Raw genomic sequence first — 15,045 nt, 5'->3', positions numbered from 1 at the left:
GCGGGTCAGCGCAGTCCGGCGAAGAGGTCGTTCTCCGGTACGGCCGCGCCGGTGGTGTCCCGGACGCGTACGAAGGTCTCCATGCCCATCAGCTCGCCGAACCTCTCCTTGCCCATCCTGAGGAAGAAGATGTTCTCGCCCTGACTGGCGTGGGCGGCCAGCGCGTCGAACTTCTGGCCACTGAACGCGGTGGTGTCCACCCAGGTGGTGATCTCTTCGTCGGGGAGGCCGATCTCGGCCATCGCGGCGGCCTCGGCGGGGTCCGGCTCCGGCATGTCCTCGTTGAACTCACGCATGATCTCACCGAAACGCCCCATCATCGAGCGGGGCGCCGTCGTCCAGTACACCTTCGGTGTCAGCGTCGTCATCTCCAGTGCCGCCATGGTGATGCGGTGGGCCTGGATGTGGTCGGGGTGACCATAGAAGCCGTTCTCGTCGTAGGTGACGACCACGTCGGGCCGGTAGTGCCGCATGAGTTCCGCGAGGCGGGCGGCGCCTTCCTCCACCGGGGTACGCCAGAAGGAACCGGGGGCGTCGTTGCTCGGCCAGCCCATCATTCCGGAGTCGGCGTAGTCCAGCGTCTCCAGATCGCTGATCTTCAGGACGTCACGGCTCTCCTCGAGTTCCCGCCGGCGCATCAGGGCGACGGCCGCCGGATCGTGCCCGGGATCTCCCGGCTTGACGCCTCCCGGTCCGTCACCGCAACCGCCGTCGGTACACGTCACGAGCACCGTGCGGATGCCCTCCGCCGCGTACCGCGCCAGGACCCCGCCCGTGCCCGTGGCCTCGTCGTCGGGGTGGGCGTGCACGGCCATCAGCGTCAAGGGTCGGTCGGTCATGAAAAGGTCCTCCTGCTGGGATACGTCATGCTCCGGACGCGGCGGGCGCGGATGCGGCGCCGGTCCCTCCGCCGATGCAACAGCGTGTGACGGCTCCCCTGTTCCCGGCCCGCCGCCGCAGGTTACCGCCACGGGCCGTCGTCGGCCGGGCGGGCGGTGTTCAGCTCGGCGCCATCGGACGGTCGGCGCGGGTGAGCAGCATGCGCACTGATCGCCATCCGTCACCCGGTTCGTGGAGTCCAGATGAGCACAGAGGAACAGAGCAGTGGTCGCCGTCACCCGGACAGACGCGTGCTGTTGCGTGCGGCGGTGGCCGTACCGGCGGCCGGTGCCGCCGTCGCCGGTACGGCCACCGTCCCGGCACAGGCGGCCGACGCGGCCGGCTCGTCCGGCTCGTCCGGCGGCCGCTTCGATGCCGACAGTCCGCGCTTCGCCCTGGCGGTGCTGCCCGACACCCAGTACCTGTTCGACGCCGACAGCGCCGATCCGGCCCCGCTGCGGGCGACGTTCCGCCACCTCGTCACCGAGCGGGCCGCCGCCAACATCGCGTTCATGACGCACCTCGGCGACGTCACCGAGCACGGCACCGAGGCCGAGATCGACCTCGCGGCCGACACCTTCCGCGTCCTGCACGGCCGCGTCCCGTACAGCGTTCTGGCGGGCAACCACGACATCCGCTCGTCCACGGACGACCAGCGGGGCGACTCCGCCTACCTCTCCGCCTTCGGGCCGGACCGCTACCGGTCCATGCCGACGTTCGGCGGAGCCTCGCCCGACGGCTACAACAGCTACCACGCCCTGCGGGCCGGCGGGCGGCAGTGGCTCGTCCTCGCCCTGGACTGGCGAGTCTCCGACCAGGGGCTGGCGTGGGCGCAGGGTGTGCTCGACCGGCACCCGACCCTGCCGGCGGTGCTGACCACGCACGACATCGCCTGGTCCGGGGACGACGGCGAGGCCCGCCTGTCCGACCACGGCCAACGCCTGTGGGACGGCCTGATCAAGGGGAACGACCAGATCTTCCTGGCGCTGGGCGGGCACTACTGGCCGCCCGGCCGCACCGTACTGACCAACGACGCCGGGCACGACGTCCACGTCCACATCACCAACTACCAGGACCGCTACTACGGCGGCGCGGGCATGATCCGCACCTACGGCTTCGACCTGGTGCGCGGGGTCGTCGACGTGGAGACGTTCTCGCCCTGGTTCCTCGCCCGGGACCCCGCGGCGCGCTCCCCGCTGGCGGCCGAGACGCTGGAACTCACCGGCCCCACCGACCGGTTCACGCTCGACATCGACTTCGACGCACGGTTCTCCGGGTTCGCCCCCGTGCCCGCGCCGAAGCCCCGGCCGGCCCGGGCCGTGATGCCCCGCGGCACGCTCGCCTACTGGCGCTTCGACGGCTCCGGAACCGACGCGGCCCAGAAGCCGGGTGCGCCCCTGCCCGACGGCACCGTGGTCAGGGACCTCACCGGCCGGGGGAACGATCTGAGGGTGCGCAGGCTGCACGCCTCCGGCGCCGACGCGCTCACCTGGTCGCGGGAGCACCACCGCAGTCAGCCGGCGCACGCCAGCCTCCGCTTCGACGGCGGTCAGGGCCCCGACCGCGGTGCCATCCTCACCACCGCGGACGGGGCCGCCCTGAACAGCGAGAAGTTCCCGCGCGGATACACCATCGAGACCTTCGTCCGGCTGCCCGAGCCGTTCGAAGGCAACCACGACTGGATGGGCATCCTCAGCTGGGAGGGCCGCAACGGCGACGCGGGCAAGACGACCGGCTGGTCCCCGCTGGAGCCGACGTGCAGCCTCAACCTCTCCCCCGAGCGGTTCCTCCAGTTCGTGGTCTACCCGCACCGCCAGGACGCCGACCCCACCTCCTGGAGCCATGCGGTGCCGGTCGGGCGCTGGATGCACATCGCCGTCGTCAACGACGGCCGCCGCACGGTGATGTACGTGGACGGATCGAAGATCGCGCGCAATCCCGCCCAGCCGTCGACCGGCATAGCCACCCTCGGCAAGCCCTTCGTCCTGGGCGGCACGCAGTTCGACGAGCGGTTCGGGCAGGGCTTCTACGGCTGGCTGGGCGACACGCGGATCGTGGGGCGGCCGCTGCCGGTGCGGGAGTTCCTCACTCCCCTCGGCTGAGCTGCTCCACGGTGGCTCCGGTGGGGTCGTCCGGGCCCGGCGTGAGGGGCACGGGCCCCAGGGACTCGCCCTCCCAGAGCAGCGCCCGCCAGCCCTGACCGGGCGAACCGGAGAGGATGACGATTCCGGTGTTCGCCAGGGGGTGCCCGGCGGCGTGGTCGACGTCCACGTTGTCGGCCCGCGCCGCCACCCACATGCGGATGGCGGCGCCGTGGCTGACCATGGCCACGGTCGCCGCGCCGCCTTGGTGGGCCTCGGCCACGACGGCGTCGAAACGGGCCAGTGCCTCCACCCCGTTCTCGCCGCCGGGCATACGGAGCCGCACGTCACCCGCGGACCAGGCGAACGCGGTGTGCATGTAGGTGCGCGCCGCCTCGTCGTCGCCGCGCATCTCCAGGTCGCCGGCGGTCAGCTCCCGGATCCCGGCCCGGACCCGCACCTCCAGTCCGGTCGCCGAGGCCAGGGGCGCGGCGGTCAGCTGCGTGCGTACCAGCGTCGACGCGTACAGCGCGTCGATCTTCTCCGACGCCAGGGCGTCGGGCAGCGCCGCCGCCTGTTCCTGGCCGAGGGCGGTCAGGCCGGGGCCCGGCTCGGCCGTGTCCAGGAGGTGCTTGAGGTTGGACGGGGTCTGGCCGTGCCTGATGAGCAGGAGACGCATGCGACGGGGACTTTCTGCGGGACGACGGAACGACGGGGCGTCTCCACTCTGCCACGCGCCACGGGTGTCCCGGGTCTCACCAGTCGTGCACCGTGCCGTCCGAGAGTCGGTTCACGGGCAGGTAGGCGGGCTCGTAGGGGAAGCGGGCCGCGGCCTCGTCGTCGAGTTCGACGCCGAGGCCCGGGGCCTCGCCGGGGTGCAGGAGGCCGTCCTCGAAGCGGTAGGAGGTGCGGAACACCTCCAGGGTGTCCGGGGCGTGGCGCATGTACTCCTGGATGCCGAAGTTGTGCAGGGCGAGGTCGAGGTGGAGGGCGGCCGCCATGCCCACGGGCGAGATGTCGGTCGGACCGTGCATGCCGGACTTGATGCCGTACACGGCGGCCATGTCGAGCAGTTTGCGTACGGCGGTGATGCCGCCGGTGTGGGTCACCGCCGAGCGGACGTAGTCGATCAGCCGTTCCTGGAGCAGGGTGGTGTAGTCGTGGACGGAGTTGAAGACCTCCCCGATGGCCAGCGGCGTGGTGGTGTGCTCCCGGATCAGCCGCAGTGCCCCCTGGTCCTCGCCGGGGGTCGCGTCCTCCAGCCAGAAGAGGTCGTAGGGTTCGAGGTCCTTGCCGAGCCGCGCCGCCTGGATGGGTGTCATGCGGTGGTGGCCGTCGTGCAGCAGTGGGAGTTCGGGGCCGAAGGTGTGCCGTACGGCTTCGAACACCGTGGGCATGTGGCGCAGGTAGGCGCGCGTGTCCCAGGTCTCCTCGGTGGGGCGCGGGTGGGCGGTGCCGGTGCGGCGGGCGGGTTCGTAGTCGTAGCGGTCCCCGTCGCCGGCGGCGGAGGCGGCGACGCCGTACACGGAGTCGAGACCGGGGATGCCGCTCTGGATGCGGACGGCCCGGAAGCCGTCCGCCAGGTGTTCGCGCACCGAGTCGAGCAGTTCGGGTATGTCCCGGCCGGAGGCGTGGCCGTAGGCCAGGGCGCCCGTGCGGCAGGCGCCGCCGAGGAGTTGGTACACCGGCATGCCCGCCGCCTTGCCCTTGATGTCCCACAGCGCCATGTCCACGGCGGCGACGGCAGCCATGGTGACCGGGCCCCGGCGCCAGTACGCGCCCCGGTACAGGTACTGCCAGGTGTCCTCGACGGCGTGCGCGTCCCGCCCGAGCAGCAGCGGGGCCACGTGCTCGCGCAGGTATGCCTCGACGGCCAGTTCGCGCCCGTTGAGGGTGGCGTCGCCGAGGCCGGTGAGCCCGTCCTCGGTGGTGATGCGCAGGGTGACGAAGTTGCGTCCCGGGCTGGTGACGACGACGTCGGCGGCGGTGATCTTCACAGGGTCGTTCCTCCTCGGCGACGCGCGCCCGGTGGTCAGGCCCGTGCCGGGGTCACGCGGGGTCGACGCGGGAAACCGTACCTCCGATGGCGAGGACGTACAGCTCCCCTTCGCCGTCCTGGGCGAAGGACACGACCTCGCCGCCGTTCACCCCGAGGTCGTGCTCCGCGGTGACCCGGCCGTCCTCGATCTCCAGGGAGCGCAGGGTGCCGTCGCAGTAGTCGCTGTAGACGTACTGTCCCGCGAGGCCGGGGATCGCCCCGCCGCGGTAGACGTAGCCGCCGGTGACCGAGCAGCCGAGGCCGGTGCGGTCGTACTCGTGGACCGGCGGGACGTGGTTCGCGGGCTCGGTGCCGCCGCGGAAGGGGTGCGTGCCCTCCATCTGCGACCAGCCGTAGTTCTCGCCGCCCGGGCTGCTCGCGGGCGCCCAGTCGATCTCCTCCCAGTCGCTCTGGCCGACGTCGCCGATGAGCAGGTCGCCCGAGCCGGCGTCGAAGGAGAACCGCCAGGGGTTGCGCAGTCCGTACGACCAGATCTCGCCCCTGGCGTCCGGGTCGTCGGCGAAGGGGTTGTCCTGCGGGATCGCGTAGGGGTCGCCGCCCTGGGGGTCGATCCGCAGCAGCTTGCCGAGCAGGGTGTCGAGCTTCTGGCCGTTGCCCTGGGGGTCGCCGCCGCCTCCTCCGTCGCCGAGCGCGATGTAGAGGTAGCCGTCGGGACCGAACGTGATGGCGCCGCCGTTGTGATTGGACTCGGGCTGCTCCTGGGTCAGCACGGTGCGCCGGGTGTTCTCCTGGACCAGGCCGTCCCGGACGGCGAACTCGTCGACGGTGCTGGTGCCTTCGAGGTCGGTGTAGGAGAGGTAGAGGTGCGTGAACTGTTCGTCGAACGCGAGGCCGAGCAGGCCGCGTTCGCCGTCGGTGGTGGTCTCGTCGGAGATGTCGAGCACGGGGTCGCCGAGTCCGTCGTCGGCGAGGACGCGGACGGTGCCGGCGCGTTCGGCGATCCAGACCGTGTCCTTCGGGCCCGCGGCACCGGCCGTCGGGTTCTGGGCCCGGGCCACCTCGGTCAGCGCGACCTGCGCCGCGGCTCGGGCGGTGTGGGGCTCGTCGGCGGACGCCGTGGCCAGGGCCAGGGATCCTACGAGACCCAGTGTTGCGACGATCGCCGACATTCTGGTGCGCATGTTCACCATGGCCTCCCGGAGGCGGTGAGTGGGGGGAGTGCACCTGACGGCCCGGTCCGGACCTGGGGTCGTCCGGGCCGGCCGACGACTGGGGTGGGGGTGTCGCCGGCCACCGCCGAGAATAGGGGGTCGGGCTTTTCAGGCCCAGACCAATACGCGCTACTTCTGGTCGGCCGCGGGCGGTCCGTCCAGGACCGTGGGTACGTACTCCAGCAGTTGGAGCCGGCCGTCGAAGGTGTGGCTCTGGACGAGGTCGAGGGTGACGTCCGGGTACTGGTCGAAGATCCTTTCCCGGCCGGTCGCGCCGGTGATGACCGGGAAGACGACCACGCGGAAGCGGTCGACCAGACCTGCCCGGAGCAGCGAGCGGCACAGGGTGAGGCTTCCCAGGGTGCGCAGGGGCCGCGTCCCGTGCCGTTTCATGTCCCGCACGGCCGGGACCGGGTCCCCCTGGACCAGTTCCGTGTTGTCCCAGGACAGCGGGGTCCGGAGGGTGGAGGAGAACACCACCTTGGGCATCGCGGTGATCCCCTGGAAGCCGGGGTCGTCGGGCATCTCGCGGGCGAAGCCGGACATCAGCCGGTACGTCGTGGCCCCCATGAGGCTCGTGTGCTGCTTCTCGTCGTCCCCGTCGAGCCAGGCCAGGTATTCGGGGCCCTCCATGCCCCAGAATCCGGGCCAGCCGTCCGCGGCCGCGTATCCGTCGAGCGAGATGATGAAGTCGACCATGAGACGTGCCATCGGTCCGTTCCTCCCTGCGGTGGGTCTGCCAGGTCTGCCTACCGGATACGACCGCTGCGGGGCCCGAAAGTCGTCGGACTCGTCCAAAGGGATTGGACGGGCCGAGCGCCGCACTTGTAACCTGCACCCGACCGTGACACCGCCCGAGGAGGTGAGACCCATGAACGCTGTATCGACGTGGGTGCTCCCCCTTCCCGTCATGGCCGGCGACTGACACAGGTGTCGCCGGGAGCGCCTCGACCACAAGGCACTCCCGAAAGGCAACACCCCATGAAATCTGGGCAGTTCACCACCGAGCCGTCGTCCGAGGACACGGCCGACCACGACTTCGACGTGATCGTCGCCGGATGCGGGCCGACCGGCGCGATGCTGGCCGCCGAGCTGCGGCTGCACGATGTGCGGGTACTCGTTCTCGAGAAGGAGACCGAGCCCGCGTCGTTCGTCCGTATCGTCGCTCTGCACATGCGCAGCCTCGAGCTGATGGCCATGCGCGGACTGCTGGACCGCCTCCTGAGCCACGGCAGGCGGCGCCCGGTCGGCGGAGTCTTCGCCGCCATCCCCAAACCCGCGCCCAAGGACCTGGATTCCGAGTACGCCTATCTGCTGGGCATCCCGCAGCCGGTCGTCGTCCGGCTCCTCGAGGAACACGCGGTCGACCTGGGCGCGCGAGTCCTGCACGGGGGCGCGGTCGCCGGTTTCGAGCAGGATGCCGAGGGGGTGACCGTGGAGTTGGCCGACGGGCAACGGCTGCGTTCGCGCTACCTCGTCGGCTGCGACGGCGGCCGCAGCACGGTGCGCAAACTGCTGGGCGTCCCCTTTCCCGGCGAGCCCTCGCGGAACGAGACGCTGATGGGCGAGATGGAAGTGGGGGCGCCCCCGGAGGAGGTCTCCGCCGGGGTGGCGCGCGTCCGCGACACCCAGCAGCGATTCTGGCTGCGGCCCTTCGGTGCGGGGGTCTACAGCGTCGTGGTCCCCGGCGCGGGAGTCGGTGACCGCGCGCAACCGCCCACTCTGGAGGACTTCCGGCGGCAGTTGCGCGCCGTCGCCGGAACCGACTTCGGGGTGCACTCCCCGCGCTGGCTGTCCAGCTTCGGGGATGCCACCCGGCTGGCCGAGCGCTACCGGGTCGGGCGGGTGCTGCTGGCCGGCGACGCGGCACACATCCATCCGCCCACCGGCGGGCAGGGGCTCAACCTGGGCCTTCAGGACGCGTTCAATCTCGGCTGGAAGCTGGCCGCGCGGATCCGCGGCTGGGCGCCGGACACACTGCTGGACACCTACCAGGCCGAGCGCCGTCCGGTCGCCGAGGACGTGCTGGACAACACCCGTGCCCAGATGGAACTGCACTCCACCGAACCGGGCGCGCGGGCCGTGCGCCGGCTGCTCACCGAACTGATGGACATCGACGACGTGAACCGCCGGCTCATCGAGAAGGTCACCGCGACCGGCATCCGCTACGACTTCGGTGCGGGCCCCGACCTGCTCGGCCGCCGGATGCGGGACATCGGCGTCGGGCAGGGCAACCTCTACGGTCTGCTGCGTCGCGGACGCGGCCTGCTGCTGGACCGCACCGAACGCCTGACCGTCGGCGGCTGGGCGGGCCGGGTCGATCGGCTCGCGGACCCCACCGCGGAGCTGGACGTACCGTGCGTCCTGCTGCGCCCGGACGGCCACGTCGCCTGGATCGGCGACGACCAGCGGGACCTGGACGAGCACCTCTCCCGCTGGTTCGGCGAGCCCGTCGGCTGACCCGGCCCCGGCGGCCGACGGGGCGGCCGCTCAGCGGGACGGCTGCACCTGGTCGAAGACGGCGAGGGCCGCGGCGGGGTCCGGGCTCACCAGGCGCTCCAGACCGGCCGCCGTGATCTTCGCCCAGCGTCCGGCCCGTGCCCACATCCGTTCCTCGAAGGCGCGGACGGCCCCGTCCGGATCCACGGGGCCGTCGGCGAGGGACTCGGCGAGTTCCGCGCCCTCCAGCAGCGCGAGGTTGGCGCCCGCCCCCAGGGGAGGCATCAGGTGGGCGGCGTCGCCCAGGAGGGTGACTCCGGGGACGTGGGTCCAGGTGTGGGACACGGGCAGGACGTGCAGGGGCCGGTGGACGAACGCGGTGCCGTGGCGGAGGAGGTCGAGGACGGGAGCGGTCCAGCCGTCGAACAGCGTCAGGAGACGCGACCGCACGGCCTCCGCGTCCCCGAGGTCAAGGTGCGCGTGCCAGTCCAGTGGCGCACGGAACTGGGCGTGCACCTTGACGTGGCCGCCGCTGTTGCGCTGGGCGACGAGGGCCCGGTTCACGCCGTACACGGCCACCGAGCCGTCGCCGACCAGCGCGGCGAGGTCGGGGTGGCGGGTGTCCACGTCGTCCAGTGAGGTCTCGACCGAGGTGACGCCGGTGTAGTGCGGCGTCACCGGGGAGACCGCCGGGCGGGTGCGGGACCAGGCGCCGTCCGCGCCGACCACCAGGTCGAACGCTTCCCGCCGCCCGTCCTCGAAGTGGACCAGTACACCGTCCCGGGTCCCCGGCACCACCTTCATCACGCCCTGGCCCCACCGGACATCGAGGGGGCCGAGCAGCAGGTCACGGAGTTGCCCGCGGTCGATCTCGGGATTGGCCCGGTCCGCCGGATCCGGTCGCCAGTCGCGCAGCACGGTCCCGTCCGTGTCCAGGATGCGCATGGCCTGGCCCTCGGGGCGGGACAGCGCCTGGAACTCCGCCAGCAGTCCCGCCTTGTCCAGGGCGAGCCGGCCCAGCCCTTCGTGCAGGTCCAGGGTGCCGCCCGAGGGGCGGGCGTCCGGGCCGGGGTCGCGTTCGAGGACGGCGACGAGGCGGTCGTGGCGGTGCATGACACGGGCGAAGGCAAGTCCTGCGGGACCGCCGCCGATCACCGCGATACGTTGTCTCATGTCGATACAGTGTATTTTCCGTCTACGGCGTATCGCAACAGTACGGTGGGCGCATGACTGTCTGGGACCGGCCGGAGCCGCCGCATCGCCCCGTGCCGCTCGACCGCGAGCGGATCGTCGACGCCGCGGTCGCGCTCGCCGACGAGGGTGGCCTGGCGGCGGTGTCCGTGCGCAAGGTGGCGGCCCGGCTGGACGCCGGGCCGATGCGGCTGTACGGATTCATCGCCACCAAGGACGAGCTGTTCGACCTCATGGTGGACGCGGTGTATGCCGAGATCCTCCCCGAGGAACGCGCCGGTGACTGGCGGGAGGCGCTGCGCGTCCTCGCCCAGCGCACCCGGCAGGCCGCTCTGCGGCACCCGTGGCTGGCCGACCTCCTCGGCGGCCGCCCGGCCCTGGGGCCCAACGGTCTCGCCGTGGCCGAGGAGACGCTGGCCGCGCTCGACGGCCTCGCCGACGTCGACACCGTGATGCGCGCGGTGGAGACGGTCAGCTCCTACTTCACCGGAGCCATCCGGCGCGAGATCGCGGACCTGCGGGCGGAGCGCACCACGGGCCTGTCCAAGCCCGAGTGGCAGCGCGCCCACGGCCCGCACCTGACGCGGACGCTGGCCACGGGCCGCTACCCGGCGCTGGCCAGGGCCGTGCACGACGGCACGCATGTGGATGCCGAGGAGTCCTTCGCGACCGGCCTGGACTGGGTCCTCGACGCCGTGGCCGTCAGACTCGCGCGGCCACCGGGGAGTTGACGTCCACGCCTGCTCACCGCAGGTTGCGGGCAGCACGGGAATCCCGGGCGGGGACGGGTGCGAGCCGGTAGGCGTCCTCGTGGACGACGACGCGGCCCGCGGTGGGCGGCGCGAAGCGGGTGCCCAGGACGAGGGTGTCCGTTCCGGCGAGTGAGCCGAGCAGCTCGCGGCGGGTCGCCTCGGACCGTTGCGGGTCGATGTCGACGCAGGCCCCGACGGCGGGGTGGGCGAACTGGACGGGGTGGTGGACGCAGTCGCCGGTGACCAGAGCCTTCTGGCCGCGGCTGGTCAGCTCGACGGCGAGGTGGCCGGGCGTGTGCCCCGGGGTGGGGATCAGACGGAGCCCCGGGACCGCCTCCACCCCTTCGGCGGGGACGTCGACGAGGTCGAGCAGTCCCGCCTCCTCCACCGGGATCACGGAGTCGCGGAACATCTGGCGGCGCGCCTCCTCCATGTCGTACCCGGCCCAGAACTCACGCTCGGTGCGCGAGGTCAGGTAGCGGGCGTTGCGGAAGGTGGGCACCCACTCCCCGTTCACCGCACGCGTGTTCCAGCCGACGTGGTCGGCGTGCAGGTGGGTGAGGATCACCAGGTCGACGGAGTCCGGGGGGAACCCGGCGGCGGTCAGACGCCGGAGGAAGTCGGTGCGCAGGTCGTGCCAGGCGGGGTTGGCCCGCTCCTTGCCGTTGCCGATGCCGGTGTCCACCAGCACCCGCAGCCCGCCGACGGTGAACGCGAAGCTGTGGCTGTCGATGCGCAGGGTGCCCTCGTGATCGGCGAAATGGGGACGCAGCCAGTGCTGCCCGGCGACGAGGTCCGGTGTGGCGGCGGGCAGCAGCCACGCTCCGGTGGCGGCCGGCAGGGGCACCTCGTCGACGCGGTGCACGAGGACGTCGCCCACGGTCCAGGAAGGGACGGCGGTCCGGTGGGTGGCCGGTGCGGTGCTCATGATCGGTTTCCTCCGGGTGGCGGGCGGTGGATCCGGGAGCGGATCCTTCGTCTCCGGCCCGACACCGCCCCCGAGGACCACGGCGCGCTGGGCTCCGACCTGACGGCGTGGGCCGAGCAGTTCCTCGACGAGATGGCCTCCCCCACCGGCCGCGCCTACATCCGCGACGCGCTGCTCGGCGACCCGGACGGCGGCAACGCCGGCCGGTGCTCCGCCTACGCCGCCGACCAGCTCGGCGTCGTCCTCACCCGCGCGGCCGGACGCGGGGACGCCGCGCCCGACGTCGAGACGGTCATGGACCGCGTCGTCGCCCCCCTGATGTACCGCATCCTCTTCCGCCCGGACGGGCTCGACGCAGCGTACGCCCGCCGGCTCGTCGCGGAGGTGCTCGGCCGCACCGGTCCCTGACCGGCCACGTCCAAGAACGGCGGCCGTCCCTCGGTGCCGCGTCGCCCTCCCGTGGGTACGGAACCGGTCAACAACGCTTCCACGAGAGACTGGACATGACTGGACACCAACCCGCTCACCACCCGCCTCGGCGCGTCGGCGTCGTCGCCGAGTCCTTGCCCGGGGAGACGCGCGTCGCCGCGACGCCTTCGACGGTTCGCCTGCTGCTCGGCCTCGGTTACGAGGTCGTCGTCGAGTCCGGAGCCGGCGCGGCCTCCGGCTTCGGCGACGAGGCCTACGCCGAGGCGGGGGCGAGCGTCGGCGAGGCCTGGGCCGCGGACGTCGTACTCAAGGTCGACGCGCCGACCGCCGACGAGACCGCCGCACTGCGCGAAGGTACGACGCTGGTGGCCCTCCTGGCACCGGCGCAGCGGCCCGAGCTGCTCGACGCGCTCTCCGCGCGGGGCGTCACGGCCCTCGCCCTGGACGCGGTGCCGCGCATATCGCGGGCGCAGTCGATGGATGTGCTCAGCTCCATGGCGAACATCGCCGGGTACCGGGCCGTGATCGAGGCGGCGCACGTCTTCGGCCGCTTCTTCACCGGGCAGGTCACCGCCGCGGGCAAGGTGCCGCCGGCCAAGGTCCTCGTCGCCGGGGCCGGGGTCGCGGGGCTCGCCGCCATCGGGGCCGCCTCCAGCCTCGGTGCGATCGTCCGCGCCACCGACCCCAGGCCCGAAGTCGCGGACCAGGTGCGGTCCTTGGGCGGCGAGTACCTCGCGGTGGACGTCGCCCAGGAGGAGAGTGCCGACGGCTACGCGAAGGCGACGTCGGCCGACTACGACCGTGCCGCGGCCCGGCTCTACCACGAACAGGCCCGTGACGTGGACGTCGTCATCACCACCGCGCTGATCCCCGGACGCCCCGCCCCGCGCCTGCTGACCGCCGCCGACGTGGCGGCGATGCGGCCCGGCAGTGTCGTCGTCGACATGGCCGCCGCCCACGGCGGCAACGTCGAGGGGACCGTCGCGGGCCGGACCGTGGTGACCGCCAACGGTGTGACCCTCATCGGCTACACGGACCTGGCGGCCCGGCTGCCCGCCCAGGCGTCGCAGCTGTTCGGCACCAATCTGGTCAACCTGCTCCGGCTGCTCACCCCCGGCAAGGACGGCCGGATCGTCATCGACTTCGACGACGTGGTGCAGCGGACCGTGACCGTGGTCCGTGCGGGCACGGTCACCTGGCCTCCCCCGCCGGTCCCCGTGTCGGCGGCCCCGCCCGCCACCGCGCCGGCCGCGGCGTCCGCGGACGCACCGGTGGGCGGGAAACCGCGCCGGCCGACCCCGGCCGGACGCTTCGGCCCGATCGGCCTCGGCATGCTGGCGACCTTCCTGCTGGTCGCCTTCGCTCCGGCCCAACTCGCACAGAACTTCACGGTGTTCGCACTGGCGGTGGTCATCGGTTACTACGTGATCGGCAAGGTCCACCACTCCCTGCACACCCCGCTGATGTCGGTGACCAACGCCATCTCGGGGATCGTGGTGATCGGTGCCCTCGTGCAGATCGGACACGAGAGCACGCTCGTCACCGTGCTGTCCTTCGTGGCGATCCTGCTGACGAGCGTGAACATCTTCGGCGGTTTCGCCGTCACCCGTCGCATGCTGTCCATGTTCTCGAGAGGCGAGTCCCGATGACGTCCATGACCGCCTCCCGCGCCGCCGACCTGGTGGCTGCCCTGCTGTTCGTCCTGAGCCTGGCCGGCCTGTCCCAGCACCGGACGTCGCGCGCCGGCGTCGTCTACGGCATCGCGGGGATGGCCCTCGCCCTGGCGGCCACCGTCGTGGTCTCGGCGCGGAGCGTGTCCGCCGGGCCGATCGCGCTGATCCTGCTCGCCATGGTGATCGGCGCCGCGATCGGCCTGTGGCGGGCGCGGCGCGTGGAGATGACGCAGATGCCCGAGCTGATCGCGGTGCTGCACAGCTTCGTCGGTCTCGCGGCCGTCCTGGTCGGCTGGAACAGCTATCTGGAGGTCGAGGCGCACGGCTCGCGGGGCCGGATAGCCGCCGACCTGGTCGGCATCCACCACGCCGAGGTGTTCATCGGCGTCTTCATCGGCGCGGTCACCTTCACCGGCTCCGTGGTCGCGTACCTGAAGCTGTCCGCGCGGATCAAGTCCCGGCCGCTGATGCTTCCCGGCAAGAACGCCCTCAATCTGGGTGCGCTGGCCCTGTTCGCGGTGCTGACCGTCTGGTTCACCGTCAGTCCGGGCCTGCCCCTGATGGTGGCGGTCACGGTTCTGGCGCTCGCCCTGGGCTGGCACCTGGTGGCCTCCATCGGCGGCGGCGACATGCCCGTCGTCGTCTCGATGCTCAACAGCTACTCCGGCTGGGCCGCGGCGGCGGCCGGCTTCCTGCTCGACAACAACCTGCTCATCGTCACCGGTGCACTGGTCGGATCCTCGGGTGCGTATCTGAGCTACATCATGTGCCAGGCGATGAACCGTTCCTTCCTCTCCGTCATCGCGGGCGGCTTCGGCATCGAGGCTCCGCCCGGCGGTGCCGAGGAGCAGGGCGAACACCGTGAGGTACGGGCGCACGAGGCGGCCGAACTGCTCGCGCGGGCGCGGTCCGTGGTGATCACCCCCGGTTACGGCATGGCCGTGGCGCAGGCCCAGCACCCGGTCGCGGAGCTGACCCGGCGACTGCGCGAGCGCGGCGTCGAGGTGCGCTTCGGCGTCCACCCCGTCGCGGGTCGGCTGCCCGGGCACATGAACGTGCTGCTGGCCGAGGCGAAGGTGCCGTACGACATCGTCCTGGAGATGGACGAGATCAACGACGACTTCGCGGACACCTCGGTCGTGCTGGTCATCGGCGCGAACGACACGGTCAATCCCTCGGCGACCGACGACCCCGCCAGTCCGATCGCGGGCATGCCCGTGCTGCGGGTGTGGGAGGCGGAACAGGTCGTCGTGTTCAAGCGCTCGATGGCCTCCGGCTACGCGGGCGTGCAGAACCCGCTCTTCTTCCGGGACAACAGCAGCATGCTCTTCGGGGACGCCAAACAGAGCGTCGAGGCGATCCTGGAGGCTCTCGGGTCCGGGACCGGACGAGGCCCTCGGGCGGCCCAGGGGGTGACGGCGGTGCGGTGACGGCGGTGCCGGGCCCATGGGCGCCGCGCGGAG

At 72.1% G+C, this 15,045-nt stretch carries 12 protein-coding genes and 1 pseudogene; 6 read left to right on the top strand and 7 right to left on the bottom strand.

The annotated features are described in order from the left end of the window. Positions 1 to 5: 5 nt before the first annotated feature. On the bottom strand, positions 6 to 839 hold the full coding sequence (locus C4J65_RS34145; RefSeq protein ID WP_115745932.1) for a PIG-L family deacetylase: 834 nt from the start codon (positions 837 to 839) through the stop codon (positions 6 to 8). A 243-nt stretch (positions 840 to 1,082) separates the two neighbouring features. Between C4J65_RS34145 and C4J65_RS34140 the strand changes: the two genes are divergently transcribed. Beyond that, complete coding sequence (locus tag C4J65_RS34140; RefSeq protein WP_115745931.1) at positions 1,083 to 2,981, top strand: LamG-like jellyroll fold domain-containing protein; 1,899 nt, start codon at positions 1,083 to 1,085, stop codon at positions 2,979 to 2,981. On the opposite strand, the gene C4J65_RS34135 is transcribed toward C4J65_RS34140, so the two are convergent. The 4 genes from C4J65_RS34135 to C4J65_RS34120 all read right to left on the bottom strand — a co-directional run bounded on the left by C4J65_RS34135 (position 2,965) and on the right by C4J65_RS34120 (position 6,881). Next, entirely contained in the window at positions 2,965 to 3,639 is a 675-nt protein-coding gene (locus tag C4J65_RS34135; protein ID WP_115745930.1) for a histidine phosphatase family protein, read from the bottom strand. The two genes, C4J65_RS34140 and C4J65_RS34135, sit on opposite strands and share 17 nt — an antisense overlap. A 76-nt stretch (positions 3,640 to 3,715) precedes the next feature. Next, entirely contained in the window at positions 3,716 to 4,957 is a 1,242-nt protein-coding gene (gene manD / locus C4J65_RS34130) for a D-mannonate dehydratase ManD (protein ID WP_115745929.1), read from the bottom strand. Positions 4,958 to 5,009: 52 nt separating this feature from the next. Further along, on the bottom strand, positions 5,010 to 6,146 hold the full coding sequence (locus C4J65_RS34125; protein WP_205351185.1) for a PQQ-dependent sugar dehydrogenase: 1,137 nt from the start codon (positions 6,144 to 6,146) through the stop codon (positions 5,010 to 5,012). A gap of 153 nt (positions 6,147 to 6,299) precedes the next feature. Further along, complete coding sequence (locus C4J65_RS34120; RefSeq protein ID WP_115745927.1) at positions 6,300 to 6,881, bottom strand: dihydrofolate reductase family protein; 582 nt, start codon at positions 6,879 to 6,881, stop codon at positions 6,300 to 6,302. Positions 6,882 to 7,151: 270 nt separating this feature from the next. Here C4J65_RS34120 and C4J65_RS34115 point away from each other — a divergent pair, with 270 nt between their 5' ends. Next, complete coding sequence (locus C4J65_RS34115) at positions 7,152 to 8,630, top strand: FAD-dependent monooxygenase (protein ID WP_115745926.1); 1,479 nt, start codon at positions 7,152 to 7,154, stop codon at positions 8,628 to 8,630. 30 nt (positions 8,631 to 8,660) lie between these two features. Here C4J65_RS34115 and C4J65_RS34110 read toward each other — a convergent pair whose 3' ends face one another. Beyond that, positions 8,661 to 9,782 (bottom strand): NAD(P)/FAD-dependent oxidoreductase, encoded by a 1,122-nt coding sequence (locus tag C4J65_RS34110; protein WP_115745925.1) that lies wholly within the window; start codon positions 9,780 to 9,782, stop codon positions 8,661 to 8,663. 53 nt (positions 9,783 to 9,835) lie between these two features. Between C4J65_RS34110 and C4J65_RS34105 the strand changes: the two genes are divergently transcribed. Beyond that, the gene (locus C4J65_RS34105; RefSeq protein ID WP_115745924.1) at positions 9,836 to 10,531 is read left to right on the top strand and encodes a TetR/AcrR family transcriptional regulator C-terminal domain-containing protein; all 696 of its coding nucleotides are present in this window, start codon (positions 9,836 to 9,838) and stop codon (positions 10,529 to 10,531) included. 13 nt (positions 10,532 to 10,544) lie between these two features. Here C4J65_RS34105 and C4J65_RS34100 read toward each other — a convergent pair whose 3' ends face one another. After that, positions 10,545 to 11,480 (bottom strand): MBL fold metallo-hydrolase, encoded by a 936-nt coding sequence (locus C4J65_RS34100; RefSeq protein ID WP_115745923.1) that lies wholly within the window; start codon positions 11,478 to 11,480, stop codon positions 10,545 to 10,547. A gap of 48 nt (positions 11,481 to 11,528) precedes the next feature. Here C4J65_RS34100 and C4J65_RS34095 point away from each other — a divergent pair. The 3 genes and pseudogenes from C4J65_RS34095 to pntB form a co-directional block, all read left to right on the top strand. Then, positions 11,529 to 11,888, top strand: a pseudogene (locus C4J65_RS34095) (TetR-like C-terminal domain-containing protein); the annotation flags it as partial. A gap of 95 nt (positions 11,889 to 11,983) precedes the next feature. After that, the gene (locus C4J65_RS34090; protein WP_115745922.1) at positions 11,984 to 13,558 is read left to right on the top strand and encodes a Re/Si-specific NAD(P)(+) transhydrogenase subunit alpha; all 1,575 of its coding nucleotides are present in this window, start codon (positions 11,984 to 11,986) and stop codon (positions 13,556 to 13,558) included. After that, positions 13,555 to 15,012 carry a Re/Si-specific NAD(P)(+) transhydrogenase subunit beta gene (gene pntB, locus C4J65_RS34085; protein WP_162833488.1) on the top strand — a complete coding sequence of 486 codons (1,458 nt, stop codon included), beginning with the start codon at positions 13,555 to 13,557 and terminating at the stop codon, positions 15,010 to 15,012. Before C4J65_RS34090 ends, pntB begins: the two co-directional genes overlap by 4 nt. The last annotated feature ends 33 nt before the right edge of the window (positions 15,013 to 15,045 follow it).

Source organism: Streptomyces sp. CB09001 (assembly GCF_003369795.1).
Taxonomy (GTDB): domain Bacteria; phylum Actinomycetota; class Actinomycetes; order Streptomycetales; family Streptomycetaceae; genus Streptomyces.
Note: the sequence above shows the minus strand (reverse complement) of the source record. Positions and strands in the feature narration are given on the sequence as shown.

Bases quoted from the DNA above. Each gene is read 5' to 3' on its own strand.
- C4J65_RS34145 (WP_115745932.1), bottom strand. From the start codon at position 839: ATGACCGACCGACCCTTGACGCTGATGGCCGTGCACGCCCACCCCGAC.
- C4J65_RS34090 (WP_115745922.1), top strand. From the start codon at position 11,984: ATGACTGGACACCAACCCGCTCACCACCCGCCTCGGCGCGTCGGCGTC.
- pntB (WP_162833488.1), top strand. From the start codon at position 13,555: ATGACGTCCATGACCGCCTCCCGCGCCGCCGACCTGGTGGCTGCCCTG.
- C4J65_RS34105 (WP_115745924.1), top strand. From the start codon at position 9,836: ATGACTGTCTGGGACCGGCCGGAGCCGCCGCATCGCCCCGTGCCGCTC.
- C4J65_RS34120 (WP_115745927.1), bottom strand. From the start codon at position 6,881: ATGGCACGTCTCATGGTCGACTTCATCATCTCGCTCGACGGATACGCG.
- C4J65_RS34140 (WP_115745931.1), top strand. From the start codon at position 1,083: ATGAGCACAGAGGAACAGAGCAGTGGTCGCCGTCACCCGGACAGACGC.
- C4J65_RS34100 (WP_115745923.1), bottom strand. From the start codon at position 11,480: ATGAGCACCGCACCGGCCACCCACCGGACCGCCGTCCCTTCCTGGACC.
- C4J65_RS34110 (WP_115745925.1), bottom strand. From the start codon at position 9,782: ATGAGACAACGTATCGCGGTGATCGGCGGCGGTCCCGCAGGACTTGCC.
- C4J65_RS34115 (WP_115745926.1), top strand. From the start codon at position 7,152: ATGAAATCTGGGCAGTTCACCACCGAGCCGTCGTCCGAGGACACGGCC.
- C4J65_RS34135 (WP_115745930.1), bottom strand. From the start codon at position 3,639: ATGCGTCTCCTGCTCATCAGGCACGGCCAGACCCCGTCCAACCTCAAG.